The organism is Paraburkholderia eburnea, from assembly GCF_002917095.1.
Lineage (GTDB): Bacteria > Pseudomonadota > Gammaproteobacteria > Burkholderiales > Burkholderiaceae > Paraburkholderia > Paraburkholderia eburnea.
The window spans coordinates 65,110-78,159 of the sequence record NZ_PQGA01000006.1 but is presented as its reverse complement, the minus strand read 5'-3'; the positions used below and the strand labels follow the sequence as shown (position 1 = coordinate 78,159).

The 13,050-nt window shown below is 65.6% G+C and carries 12 protein-coding genes; 8 read left to right on the top strand and 4 right to left on the bottom strand.

Going from position 1 to position 13,050, the window contains the following annotated elements:
• The first annotated feature begins 15 nt into the window (after nt 1-15).
• The 8 genes from B0G62_RS13965 (at nt 16) to arsH (ending at nt 6,477) form a co-directional block, all read left to right on the top strand.
• The gene (locus B0G62_RS13965) at nt 16-939 is read left to right on the top strand and encodes an ABC transporter substrate-binding protein (RefSeq protein ID WP_103704795.1); all 924 of its coding nucleotides are present in this window, start codon (nt 16-18) and stop codon (nt 937-939) included.
• 60 nt (nt 940-999) lie between these two features.
• Nucleotides 1,000-1,623: a nicotinamide riboside transporter PnuC gene (gene pnuC / locus B0G62_RS13960; RefSeq protein WP_103704794.1), complete on the top strand. Its 624-nt coding sequence runs from the start codon at nt 1,000-1,002 to the stop codon at nt 1,621-1,623.
• Nucleotides 1,623-2,786: a phosphotransferase enzyme family protein gene (locus B0G62_RS13955; protein WP_103704793.1), complete on the top strand. Its 1,164-nt coding sequence runs from the start codon at nt 1,623-1,625 to the stop codon at nt 2,784-2,786. Before pnuC ends, B0G62_RS13955 begins: the two co-directional genes overlap by 1 nt.
• Nucleotides 2,783-3,691 carry a sulfurtransferase gene (locus B0G62_RS13950; protein ID WP_103704792.1) on the top strand — a complete coding sequence of 303 codons (909 nt, stop codon included), beginning with the start codon at nt 2,783-2,785 and terminating at the stop codon, nt 3,689-3,691. The genes B0G62_RS13955 and B0G62_RS13950 overlap by 4 nt, the downstream gene beginning before the upstream one ends.
• A 185-nt stretch (nt 3,692-3,876) precedes the next feature.
• A complete protein-coding gene (locus tag B0G62_RS13945) occupies nt 3,877-4,200 on the top strand; it encodes an ArsR/SmtB family transcription factor (protein WP_103704791.1) in 324 nt (107 codons plus the stop codon).
• 37 nt (nt 4,201-4,237) lie between these two features.
• Complete coding sequence (gene arsB / locus B0G62_RS13940; RefSeq protein WP_103704790.1) at nt 4,238-5,308, top strand: ACR3 family arsenite efflux transporter; 1,071 nt, start codon at nt 4,238-4,240, stop codon at nt 5,306-5,308.
• 19 nt (nt 5,309-5,327) lie between these two features.
• Entirely contained in the window at nt 5,328-5,762 is a 435-nt protein-coding gene (gene arsC, locus B0G62_RS13935; protein ID WP_103704789.1) for an arsenate reductase (glutaredoxin), read from the top strand.
• Complete coding sequence (arsH, locus tag B0G62_RS13930; protein WP_103704788.1) at nt 5,728-6,477, top strand: arsenical resistance protein ArsH; 750 nt, start codon at nt 5,728-5,730, stop codon at nt 6,475-6,477. Before arsC ends, arsH begins: the two co-directional genes overlap by 35 nt.
• 67 nt (nt 6,478-6,544) lie before the next feature.
• On the opposite strand, the gene B0G62_RS13925 is transcribed toward arsH, so the two are convergent.
• From B0G62_RS13925 to B0G62_RS13910, 4 genes are read right to left on the bottom strand one after another with little or no spacing between them, the layout of a single operon-like run.
• Complete coding sequence (locus B0G62_RS13925; RefSeq protein WP_103704787.1) at nt 6,545-6,907, bottom strand: copper-binding protein; 363 nt, start codon at nt 6,905-6,907, stop codon at nt 6,545-6,547.
• Nucleotides 6,904-10,110 carry an efflux RND transporter permease subunit gene (locus B0G62_RS13920; RefSeq protein WP_103704786.1) on the bottom strand — a complete coding sequence of 1,069 codons (3,207 nt, stop codon included), beginning with the start codon at nt 10,108-10,110 and terminating at the stop codon, nt 6,904-6,906. The genes B0G62_RS13925 and B0G62_RS13920 overlap by 4 nt, the downstream gene beginning before the upstream one ends.
• On the bottom strand, nt 10,107-11,606 hold the full coding sequence (locus B0G62_RS13915; protein WP_103704785.1) for an efflux RND transporter periplasmic adaptor subunit: 1,500 nt from the start codon (nt 11,604-11,606) through the stop codon (nt 10,107-10,109). Before B0G62_RS13915 ends, B0G62_RS13920 begins: the two co-directional genes overlap by 4 nt.
• Nucleotides 11,607-11,614: 8 nt before the next feature.
• Nucleotides 11,615-12,919 (bottom strand): TolC family protein, encoded by a 1,305-nt coding sequence (locus B0G62_RS13910; protein WP_103704784.1) that lies wholly within the window; start codon nt 12,917-12,919, stop codon nt 11,615-11,617.
• Nucleotides 12,920-13,050 lie beyond the last annotated feature (131 nt).

Sequence of the window (13,050 nt, the reverse complement as noted above, 5' to 3'; positions counted from 1 at the left end):
GTGGAGAGAAACTGCATGACCCGAATCACCCTGATGCTCGAATACTTTCATCCGTGGACCAATGCCGCGGGCTTCTACGTCGCGCGCGACGAAGGCTGGTTTGCGCAAGCGGGGCTCGACGTGGAGATCGTCGTGCCCGATCCGGCGCGCGGCGACGCGCTCGCGCATCTCGCCCGGCACGAGGTGGACTTTGGCGTGTTTCCCAGCAATCGCCTGTTCGTACAGCGCGAGGCTGGCCGGCCGCTCGTCGGCATTGCGGCGGTCAACCACCGCGCGCTGGAGACGATCCAGACCGTGGCCGCAACGGGTATCGAGCGTCCGCGCGACCTGGCGGGCCGCCGCCTCGCGCTGAACCCGACGCCGCGTGGTCTCGCGATGGTGCGTCACCTGGTAGCGCATGACGGCGGCGACCCGGACGCCGTCACGATCGTCGATAGCGGCGTGCGCGAACTGCCGCCGGAGAGCTTTGTCGATGGCGAGGCCGATGCTTCGTTCGGCAGTTACTGGGCGTGGGACACACTGCTGCAAACGGGTGTGCCCGATGCGCAGCGCCGTATCTGGCCGGTCGATGAAATCGGCGCGCCCGCCTATCATAGTTACCTGCTCGGCGCGCACGAGGACACGCTGGAGACGCGCGGCGAAATCGTGCGCGGTTTTCTGGCGGCGGCGCGACGCGGTTATCTCGCGGTTGTGCAGGAGCCTGCGTGCGCCTTGCCGTCGCTCGAACGTGTGATTCCCTATTTTCCGCGTGCGCTGCTGGCGCGCTCATTGCCGCTCATCGCCACGACATGGACGCACGCGGGGGAATGGGGCGTGCAGCGCGAAGCGCTCCTGCATCCGTACGCGCAATGGCTCAAGGATCATGGCGTGCTGCGCGACGCAGCGCAGAGCGCACACGCGTTCACCAATGCGTTTTTGCCCGACGATTCGGGCCGATAAATCGCGCGACCCGGTGGCAGCCTCAAAACAACAAGGCAACAAGGAAATCTTTTACCCATCATGTCTCCACTCGAAATCGTCGGCGTTATCGTCAGCGCACTTGCGATCTGGCTCACGGCGCGTCGCAAGATGCTGTGCTGGCCGATCGGGCTGGCCTCGGTCGCGCTCTATGGCTGGATCTTCTTCGACGCCAGGCTGTATTCCGACGCGCTCCTGCAGGGTGCCTTCGCCGTGCTCCAGCTCTACGGCTGGCAGCGCTGGTACGCGCAGCGCCACGTTGCGGGGCAGCAGCGCGAGGACGCGCGGCCCGTCGTGCCGGTGGGCGGCGTGCCGTTCGCGCGGCTCGTTCCGGACCTGCTCGCCGCCGTGGTCGTGAGCGTGCTGCTCGGCGCGGCGATGGCCCATTTCACCGACGCCGCGCTGCCGTGGGTGGATGCTTCGCTGACCGCCTTCAGCCTCGTCGCGCAATACTGGACCGGGCGGCGCTATATCGCGTCGTGGGCGCTCTGGATCGTCGTCGATGTGATCTACGTCGGCATGTTCGTCTTCAAGGGGCTGTACCTCACATCTGGGCTGTACGCGCTGTTTCTGGTGCTCGCGGCGCTCGGCTGGCGCGACTGGTCGAACGCGCTGCGTGCATCCCGCGTGGATGCGCCTCATGCTGCCTCCGAGAGCCGCGTCTGATGAACCACGATACGCCACACGCCGCGCCGCAATTCACGGTCGACGGCGAGAAAGCCGAACGCGACTGGCCGCTCATCACGCGCGAGGAAGTCGAGCGCCTGCTGGCGGACTACGCGGGCCTCGCGCCGCTCGCGAAAATCGCGTGGCACAGCCCGCGGCCGTTTTCGTCGGCGGTGCTCGCGCATACGCTCGACGGGCGCGCGTGGTTCGTGAAGCGCCATCACGCCCGCCTGCGCAGCGCAGCCGGACTGGGCGAGGAACATGCGTTCATCGCCCATTTGCGCAGCCGCGGCTTGCCGGTCGCCGACGTGCTGGCGGATCGCGCGGGCCGCACCGCGATCACGCGCGACGACTGGACCTGGGAAGTTCACGCGGCGGCGCCGGGCATGGATGCCTATCGCGGCGTGATGTCGTGGAAGCCGTTCTTTCACGCGAGCCACGCGTGGTCGGCGGGCCGCACGCTGGCGCGCCTGCATCTGGCGGCGGCGGATTACGACGCGCCCGCGCGCGCGTTGCAGCCGCTCCTGTCGAGCTTTCGCGTGCTCAATTCGCCGTCGCTCGAACCCGCGCTCGAGCAGTGGGTGCAGGCGCAGCCGGGTCTTGCCCGCTCGCTGGCGCCGCACGACTGGCGCGCCGATATCGCCGAGGTCATCGCGCCCGCTCACGCGCGCCTCGTGCCCTTGTTGCCCGAACTGCGTCCGCTCTGGACGCATGGCGACTGGCACGCCTCGAACCTGCTGTGGACCGACGCGACGCCGGGCGCCCAGGTGCGCGCCGTGCTCGATTTCGGCCTGGCCGATCGTACCTGCGCGGTCTACGACGTCGCACTCGCCATCGAGCGCAATGCCATCGACTGGCTGGCCGCCCCGGCGGCCTGCACGGTGCAGTACGAGCATATCGCCGCGCTGCTCGACGGTTACGAATCGCTCGCACCCTTGAACGACGCCGAACACGAAGCGCTGATCGCACTGCTGCCGATCGTGCATACGGAATTCGCGCTGCTCGAAGTCGAGTACTTCGACGACATTCTTGGCGACGAGGCGGGCGTCGCGGCCGCCTACGACGGCTATCTTCTGGGACATGCCCGCTGGTTCGCGCAGGACGACGGGCAACGGCTGCTCGAATGGTTGCGCGCGCGCCGCCGCAAAGAGGGCAAGACATGAGCGACGAACATGACGACGATGCGGCGCGCCGCGCCCGCATCCTGATCGAGGCGGCCGAGCTTGCCGCGCGCCTTGGCGAGCCGGAACTCGTCGTGCTGGATGCCCAGGTGGAACTGCCTTCGCCTAGATTCGACGGCGATTATCGGGTCGCGAGCGGCTACGACGGCTGGCTCGCGCAGCGTGTGCCGGGCGCGCGTCATGCCGATCTGAGCGCCGCGCTGAGCGCGCCGCACGAGGCGCTCTCATTTGTGCGGCCTGCGCCGGAGCGGCTCGCGCGCGGACTCGCGGCGCTTGGCGTCGGTCCGGCTTCGCGCGTGGTGATTTACGACCGTTCCGATGGTTTCTGGGCCGCGCGGCTCTGGTGGATGCTGCGCTGGATCGGCATCGAGGCCAGGGTGCTCGACGGCGGCTGGCGCGTGTGGCGCGAGGCCGGTCTGCCTGTCGAGAGCGGGCCTCCACGCGCCATGAGCCAAGGACGCGAGGAGAAGGGCGAGGGCATCGAGGTGCGCGAGCGCCCCGGCATGTGGGCCGATCGCGCCGACGTCGAAGCGATCGTCGCGGGTAATACGCGCGCCACGCTCGTTTGCGCGCTCTCGGCGGATATGTTCACGGGCAAGGCGGCAAGCCGCTACGCCCGGCGTGGGCATATTCCCGGCAGTCTGAACGTGCCTGCGCGCAATCTGTTCGACGCGACCGGGCGCTATGCGCCGACGCCCGCGCTGCGGGAAGCGCTCGATTCGCTGGCGTCGGGCGGGCCGCTCTGCGTCTACTGCGGCGGCGGCATCTCCGCTGCGGCGGACGCGCTCGCGCTCACGCTGACGGGGCGCGATGCGGTGTCGATCTACGACGGTTCCTTGCAGGAATGGGCCGCCGATCCGGCGTTGCCGCTCGTGGTCACGCGATGATGTGCCTGCTGGAAAAGGCAGGTCGATAGACCTGCCAGGCATCGTGGAAATGCTTGTTTGGCCGCTCCGCTGACTAGATTCCCACCTCCAGCCCTGAAGCCTTCACGATGCCGTGATCGCGATCGCCATCGAGAAGCAGCGGGGTTTCTCTTGCTGCCAGCCAATATTTCGAATATATTGGAAATATGGAAGAGAAAGACGTCATTCGCGCCCTTGCGGCGCTTGCCCACGAAGTGCGCCTGCGCGTGTTTCGCATGTTCGTCGTCGCCGGGCCAGCCGGACTGACGCCCGGCGCCATCGCCACGCAGCTGGATCTGCCCAATGCAACGCTCTCTTTTCACCTGAAGGAGTTGATGCACGCCGGGCTTGTCACGCAGGAACGCGACGGGCGCAGCCTGATCTATCGAGCCGCCTACGAGCAGATGAATGCCGTCATCGGCTTTCTGACCGAGAACTGCTGCCAGGGGCAATCGTGCCTCACACCGCGGGCGGATTCCTGCCAATGCTGACGAAGATCGACGAGATCCAGCAAAGCTGAACGACTTCATGAACATTCCGCACATCGCCGCCACGCACAAGAGCGCATCCAAACCGGCCATCAGCTTCTTCGAGCGATATCTGAGCGTCTGGGTCGCGCTGTGCATTGTCGTCGGCATCGTGCTCGGCCAGGCGCTGCCCGGCGTCTTTCAGGCGATCGGGCGCATGGAGTACGCCCAGGTCAATCTTCCGGTTGGCCTGCTCATTTGGGTAATGATTATCCCGATGCTCGTGAAGGTCGATTTCCGGGCGTTGCATGAAGTGCGTCAGCACATCAAGGGCATCGGCGTCACGCTCGTGGTCAACTGGTTGGTCAAGCCTTTCACGATGGCGTTGCTCGCGTGGCTCTTCGTCAAGCACCTGTTTGCGCCGATGCTGCCCGCCGCGCAGCTCGACAGCTATGTGGCCGGGCTGATCCTGCTGGCTGCCGCGCCTTGCACGGCGATGGTGTTCGTCTGGAGCCGCCTGACGGGAGGCGATCCGCTCTTTACGCTCTCGCAGGTCGCGCTCAACGACAGCATCATGGTGGTCGCGTTCGCACCGCTTGTCGGTCTGCTGCTTGGCATCTCGGCAATCACGGTGCCGTGGGCGACGTTACTCACGTCGGTCGTGCTCTACATCGTGATTCCGGTGATCCTCGCGCAGATTCTTCGCAAGATGCTGCGCTCACGTGGCGAGCCGGCATTCGAAGTGGCAATGGCGAAGATCGGCCCCTGGTCGATCGCGGCGCTGCTCGCCACGCTGGTGCTGCTGTTCGCCTTCCAGGGCGAGGCCATCCTCAAGCAGCCGCTCGTGATCGCGCTGCTCGCCGTGCCGATCCTGATCCAGGTGTTCTTCAACTCGGCGCTGGCGTACTGGCTCAATCGCGCAGTCGGCGAGAAGCACAATATCGCGTGTCCGTCGGCTCTGATCGGCGCGTCTAACTTCTTCGAGCTGGCCGTCGCCACGGCAATCGGCCTGTTCGGTTTCAACTCCGGCGCGGCGCTCGCGACGGTCGTAGGTGTGCTGATCGAGGTGCCGGTCATGCTGCTCGTGGTGCGTATCGTCAACAGTTCGAAGAACTGGTACGAGTGCGCCTGAACGTTACGGAAACAAGGCAATGAGCGAAGTCACCATCTATCACAACCCGGACTGCGGAACATCGCGCAACACCCTCGCGATGATCCGCAACGCAGGCATCGAACCGATCGTCATCGAATACCTGAAGGCCCCGCCGTCACGCGACAGACTGGTCGAGCTTATCGCTCGAGCGGGACTGACCGTGCGCGGCGTGCTGCGCCAGAAGGGGACGCCCTACGCCGAACTGCGGCTGGACAAACCGGCACTGACCGACGATCAGTTGCTCGACGCGATGATGGCGCATCCGGTTCTCATCAACCGGCCCTTCGTGGTGACGTCGAGGGGTGTACGCCTTTGCCGCCCGTCGGAAGTGGTGCTTGAGATCCTGCCCGAACCGCAACGCGGCGCATTCACGAAGGAGGACGGCGAAGTAGTCATCGATGCGGAGGGCAAGCATGTCCGATCCGGTAACTGACCTCACGACTGAGCTGCCGCAGGTTGATCCGGTGCTGTTCCATGTTCCCGATATCGACCGCCTTCAGGCCAGCAAAGCCTCGTCGCACCCGCCGCGCATCCTGTTGCTCTACGGATCGCTGCGCGAGCGCTCGTTCAGCCGCTTGCTGAGCGAAGAGGCAGCGCGCCTGCTCACGGCGATGGGCGCCGAGGTTCGCACGTTCAACCCAAGCGGCTTGCCGCTGCCGGATGACGCGCCGGACACGCACCCCAAGGTGGCCGAGTTGCGCGATCTGGTGTTGTGGTCCGAAGGCATGGTCTGGTGCTCGCCGGAACGTCACGGCGCGATGACCGGCATCATGAAGGCGCAGATCGACTGGATTCCGCTGTCGGTCGGGGCGGTGCGGCCGACGCAGGGCAAGACGCTCGCGGTAATGCAGGTCAGTGGCGGCTCGCAGTCGTTCAACGCGGTCAACCAGATGCGTGTGCTGGGACGCTGGATGCGCATGCTGACCATCCCGAACCAGTCGTCGGTGGCCAAGGCGTTCATGGAATTCGACGAAACCGGTCGCATGAAGCCTTCGGCCTACTTCGATCGCGTCGTGGACGTGATGGAAGAACTGGTGAAGTTCACCTTGCTGACACGCGATATCGGTCCGTACCTGGTCGATCGCTACAGCGAGCGCAAGGAAAGCGCCGAGGAACTGATGAAGCGCGTGAACCAGACCCGCATCTGACCCATATCTGACCTGGTCGTGCCCGGTCTGCCTTTGTGTGGCAATCCTGAACACGACCCGGGCCTTGTCAGGACGCAGCCTTAACCATGGCCACGATGGTTGGCGTTCCCTTGATGTTCTCGACGCGCACGCGGACTTTTTCGCCTGCGTGAACGCGCTTTGCCAGCATTGTGTCCTTTGTGCGGTACGCCATCGTCATCGCCGGCATACCGATGTTCGCGAGTTCCCCGTGTTTGAGCGTGACCATGCCCGTTGCGGCGTCGACGTCTACGACCTCCGCGCGGGTCAGTGCCGCGTCCGATCCCGTCTTTGACGACGGCGGCGGATTCATCGCCATGCTCATGGTGGACATGCTGTCGCCCGCGAGGGCATAGGAAGCATAGGCGCCGGTTGCGCAGGAAAGCGCTGCGAGCATGAGGAAGCGTTTCATTGTGTTTCTCCTGGGGTGATCGAAGGCACGTTCGTGCCGGATGGGACTGCATGGGATGGGCGTGCCTGGGCGAGCTTTCGCGCGCGGCGGCGCTGCAGCAGGTACCAGGCGGCGGGAATGACGAACATGGAAAGCAGGGGCGCGGTCACCATGCCGCCGACCATCGGCGCGGCGATGCGCTGCATGACCTCCGATCCCGAGCCGTGGCCGATCATGATGGGAATGAGGCCGGCCAGCACGACCGCAACGGTCATGGCCTTGGGCCGCACGCGCAGCACGGCGCCCTCGCGGATCGCCTCGACGAGCGTTGTCTCATCGAGTGGTGCGCCTTCAGCCAGGCGACGTTCGAGCGCGCCTTTCAGGTACAGCAGCATGACCACGCCGAATTCGGCGGCCACGCCCGCGAGCGCGATGAAACCCACCGAAGTCGCAACCGAAACCGCGTGACCGAGCGCCCAGATCAGCCAAAATCCGCCGACCAGCGCGAACGGCACCGTCGACATCAGCAAGGCTGCGTCGGCCGCCGAATCGAAGGTCAGGAAAAGCAGCACGAAGATCACCACGAGCGTGACCGGAATCACCATGCGCAGCTTCGCGGCGGCGCGTTCCAGGTATTCGAACTGCCCGGACCACGCAATCGAATAGCCGGGCGGCAGCGCCACCTTCTGCGCGACCACGCGTTGCATCGCCTTGACGGCCGACTCCAGATCCACGTCGCGGATATCGACGTACACGTAACCGGACAGGCGCGCGTTCTCGCTGCGGATCATCGGCGGCCCGTCGTCGATCTGGATGCGCGCGACGTCGCCCAAGACGATCTGCGCGCCACGGTCGGTCACGATCGGCAAGCGGCGGATGTTGTCCACCGAGTCGCGAATCTCGCGCGGATAGCGCACGTTGATCGGAAACCGCTCCCGGCCCGCAATGACTTCGCCAACATCGTCGCCGCCAATCGCCGACGACACGACCGACTGGATATCCGCGATGGACAGCCCATAGCGCGCCGCCGCGAGCCGGTCGATGTCCACGTCGATGTAGTGGCCGCCGTTCAGCCGCTCGGCCAGCGCCGAGGTGACGCCTGGCACGCTCTTGACCGCGGCCTCCACCTGGGTCGCAATGCGGTCGATGCCGTCGAGATCCGGGCCGGAGATCTTCACGCCCACCGGCGTCTTGATGCCCGTCGACAGCATGTCGAGCCGGTTGCGGATCGGCGGCACCCAGACGTTCGAAAGACCGGGGATCTTCACGCGCGCGTCAAGTTCGTCGATCAGCTTTTCCGGCGTCATGCCGGGACGCCACTGGCTGCGCGGCTTGAACTGGATCGTGGTCTCGAACATTTCGAGCGGCGCGGGGTCAGTGGCGCTGTCCGCGCGGCCTGACTTACCGAATACCGTTGCCACCTCCGGGACGGTCTTGATCAGCCGGTCGGTCTGCTGCAGGAGTTCGGACGCTTTCGCGGCGGAAATGCCGGGCAGCGCCGTCGGCATGTACAGCAGGTCGCCTTCGTCGATCGCCGGCATGAACTCCTCGCCGAGCCGCGATAGGGGAAACGCCGTGAGCGCCAGCGCGACGGCGGCGAGGCCAATCACAAACCAGGGCCGCCGCAACGTCGCTTCGAGCAGCGGGCGGTACGCGCGCACGAGCACCCGGTTGATCGGATTGGACGCTTCGTGCGGGATGCGCCCGCGAATCAGATAACCCATCAGGACCGGCACCAGCGTCACTGAAAGCCCTGCTGCTGCGGCGATGGTATAGGTCTTCGTGAACGCAAGCGGCGAGAACAGCTTGCCTTCCTGCCCTTCGAGCGAGAACACCGGAATGAACGAGAGCGTGATGATCAGCAGCGAAAAGAACAGGGCCGGGCCGACCTCCGCAGCGGACTGGGCGATCAGTTCCCAGCGCTGCGCCGGGGTGATCGGCGTGCCGGGATGGGCGTGCTCGAACGCCTCCAGATGCTTGTGCGCGTTCTCGATCATGACGATGGCCGCGTCGATCATCGCGCCTATGGCGATGGCAATGCCGCCGAGCGACATCAGGTTCGCATTCACGCCCTGATAGCGCATCACGATGAAGGCCGCGAGCACGCCGAGCGGCAGCGACAGGATCGCGACGAACGCGCTGCGCAGATGAAACAGGAACACCGCGCAGACGATCCCGACGACGATGAATTCCTCGATCAGCTTGTCCTTGAGATTGCCGACGGCGCGATCGATCAGTTGCGAGCGGTCGTAGGTCGTGACGATCTCGACGCCCGGCGGCAGCGAGCGCTTCAGATCCGCGAGTTTCGCCTTGACCGCATCGATTGTCGCCAGCGCGTTCTTGCCGGAGCGCATCACGATCACGCCGCCGGCGACTTCGCCCTGGCCGTTCAGTTCGGCGATGCCGCGACGCATTTGCGGGCCGATCTGGATGCGCGCGACATCGCCGAGCAAGACCGGGGTGCCCGCCGCGTTCGTGCGCAAAACGATGTGGCGGAAGTCGTCGAGCGTTTTCAGATAGCCGGACGAGCGCACCATGTATTCCGATTCGGCCATTTCGACCACGGAGCCGCCTGACTCCTGATTCGCATTCCTGATGGCCTGCGATACGGCATCCGGCGTGATGCCGTACGCACGCAGCCGGTCCGGATCGAGCACGACCTGGTATTGCCGCACCATGCCGCCGATGCTGGCGACTTCGGACACGTTGGGGACGGCCTTTAGCTCGAACTTCAGGAACCAGTCGTTGAGCGCACGCAGTTGCCCGAGATCGTGTTGCCCGGTCCTGTCGACGAGTGCGTATTCATAGACCCAGCCCACGCCGGTCGCGTCTGGACCCAGCGACACGGTTGCGCCTGGCGGCAGGCGGCTCTGCACCTGATTCAGGTATTCGAGCACGCGCGAGCGCGCCCAGTATTGATCCGTCCGGTCGTCGAAGAGCACGTAGACGAATGCGTCGCCGAACGAAGAGTACGCGCGGATGGTAGTGGCGCCTGGCACGCTGAGCAGTGTCGTGGTGAGCGGGTACGTGACCTGATCCTCGACGACCTGCGGCGCCTTGCCCGGATACGAGGCCTTGACGATTACCTGGGTATCCGAAAGATCGGGCAGTGCGTCGAGCGGCGTCTGCGTGACCGAATATACCCCCCATGCCGCGAGCAGCACGGTTGCAAGCAGCACGAGAAAGCGGTTGTGGATCGACCATCGGATGAGACGCGCGATCATGGCTGGCCTCCCACCGGTTCGACCTTCGTGAGCTGGTAGCCGTGGTCGGTTTGCTGGAACGCGAAGCGCACCGTCTCCCCCGCATGAATATCGGCGAACGCATCCGGGGCGGCCTTGCCGAATGCCATGGTCATCGGTCCCCAGTGGAGGGCGGGCACCGGCTGATGCGAGAGCGTGATGCTGGAGTCGGTGACTTTTTCGACCTTGCCGGTCGTCTCGTAAGCGGGTGCGGCAGTCGCGGAGGCGGGCGCAGCCATGGCGGCGCTATCGTTGCCGTCCAGGCGCGGCAGAGCCGACTTCAGGCTCGCTTCCGAATCGATCAGGAATTGCCCCGACGCGACGACCTGCTGGCCTTCGGCGAGTCCCTGCGTGATTACCGTGTCGCTGCCGATGTCGTGTCCGATAGTCACCTCGACGGGCTGCATCTCTCCATCGTCATTGCGCACGATGACGAGCGAGCGCTTACCCGTTGTGATGACGGCTTCCGATGGCACGACCAGTTGCTGCGAAGGCGCCGCCGAACTCACGCGCACGCGCATCAACATGCCTGGCGTGAGCTTGCCCTGCGTGTTGTCGATCTCCAGTCGCGCCTGCAGCGTGCGGCTATCCGTGCTGATGCCAGGCAGAATCTCGCGGATGCGGCCACTGAAATGCTGCGTGGCATCTGCGGCGACGCTCGCATCGACGTTCATGCCGGGCTTTGCCTGCAGGGCCAGCGATTCGGGAATCTCGACGATCAGCCAGAGTTTCGCCAGGCCCGTGATCTTCGCGATCGTCTGGCCGGGCGTCACCATCGCGCCCTCGCGTGCGTTCAGTTCGCTCACCACGCCGGTCTCGGCGGCGGTGAGCGTGAGATGGGTCTGAGCCTGGCCAGTGCGGTCGAGTGCGGCGGCGAAACCATCGGGAATCGAGAACGCCTTCATGCGCGCACGCGCCGCCGCGAGCAGCGAGCCGTCCATACCGGAGCGCCGCAGCGCGAGATATTCCTCCTGTGGCGCGAGCCAGTCGGGGACATAGAGCGACGCGATCGGCGCGCCTTTCTCAATGCGCTGCATCGGCGCGCTTGCGTACAGGCGGTCGATATAACCGGTCACGCGCGACTGCACGACATCGGCGGTCGATTCGTCGAATTGCGTCGTGCCGATTGCGTCGAAGCCGTCGGGCGCGTTCACGCGCCGCACGGTTGCATAGCGGATGCCGAGATTCTGCTGGAGCGCCGGATCGACCTTGACTCCGTTTGAGCCGCCTTCGTCGGCGTAGACGGGCTGAAGCTGCATGTCCATGAAGGGCGACTTGCCGGGCTTGTCGAAGTGCTGGTTCGGCACCATCGGGTCGTGCCAGTACAGCACCTTGCGGCCAGTGTTCGTATCGCTGCGATCGGGAGTGGCCGGTTGTGCGGACGACGCATGATGGGTGCCCGCCAGGTAGCCGGCGCCGAGTAGCGCCACGCCGGCTGCAAGCGCCGACACGGCGCGAACGAGTGGTTGATGGTTCATGGCTTTTCTCATTGATTGGCGGCGAGCGCGGGCGGCACGACCTGGTACTCGAGCTGCGCCCAGGTGAGCGCAACCTCGCGTTGCAGGTCGAGGATCTGAAGCTGAGCTTCGAGTTGCGCCCGCCTGGCGGCGAACGTGTCGGCAAGCGATCCCGTTCCCGCGCGATACGCGGCAACGGCGAGGTTCACGCGAGCATCGGCGGCGGGAAGCAACGCGGTCTGCAGTCCCGCAAGGCGTTCGCGGCCGCTGGCCAGCGTGGCGGAGAGGGTCTGGATATCGGCTTCGACCTGGCGCTGCGTGTCCTCGTAGGCAAGACGCGCTTTCGTGGCGAGATCGGCCTTTCCCGATACGTCGCGGTCCTCGACACTCGAACGGTGGATCGGCAACGGAATGCTCACGCCCACGGAAACGAAGCGCGAGTTGCCACCGCCTTGCAGATACGAGACGTTCCAGGTCCAGTTGGGGCTGCGGCGGCTTTCGGCGACGGCCGCATCCGCATCTGCGACGTGAATGTTGGCGCTCGCAGCGATCAGCGCTGGTTCGACGCTGCGCAACTGGTCGGCGGGCAGCGTCGGGACGGCCGATTCAGGGACCGGCGGTTCGCCCGTGACATCGGCCACGGGCGCGGCCGTCCAGCGCGACAGTCCGATAAGCGCGGTCTGAAAGACCTGCCGCGCCTTGAGCCGATCGTCGACGGCCTGGGCGCGCATCAGCCGCGCCTGCGTGACGTCGGCCGCCGTCGCTTTTGCGCCGCGGTAAGAGGCTTCGGTGGCCGACAGTTCGTGAGTCATATGGTCGACCAGCGCCTCGCGCAGCGCGACGGCCTGCTTCGCGTACAAGGCGTCGAGCCACGCGATGGCCGTGCGCTCGCGCACTTCGGCAAGCTGGGCAAGATAGCCGGACTGCTCGCGCTCGACCATCCTGCCGGCAAGTTCGCTTTGGAGCGCGCGCTTGTGCGAGGACACCCATTCCTGTTCGACGCCGATACGGCGCATCGTCAGGATGTTCTGGCCAATCGTATAGGCCTGGTCGCCGTTGATGGGCAGCGTATCAATGCCTGCCCTCAGCTTCGGGTTGGGCAACTGGCCCGCGCCGACGACGGACTGCGAACTGGCATCGACGGACGCCTGGGCGGCCTGGATGGCGGTGTTGCGCGTGGCGGCGCTCTCTAGCGCGGCCTCCAGCGTATAGACGGCGTAGCTAGAGGTCTGCGCATGGGCGGCCAGGCCATGCGCAAGCGACAGCGCGAGCACGAGCGCGCGCAGCCGCAGCCCGCCTCGCCGACAGGTCGGCGCGGCACTGACTGGATGCATGTTGAACTCCGTTAGGTCGAGCCCGTGCCTGCCGCCATGTGGCCGATGTGGCCAATGGAAGCAAATGAACCGGCAAGCGGGCTCACGCCCCGCGAAGGGGCGACATCACCGCGAAGTCGCGGTGTACCGGA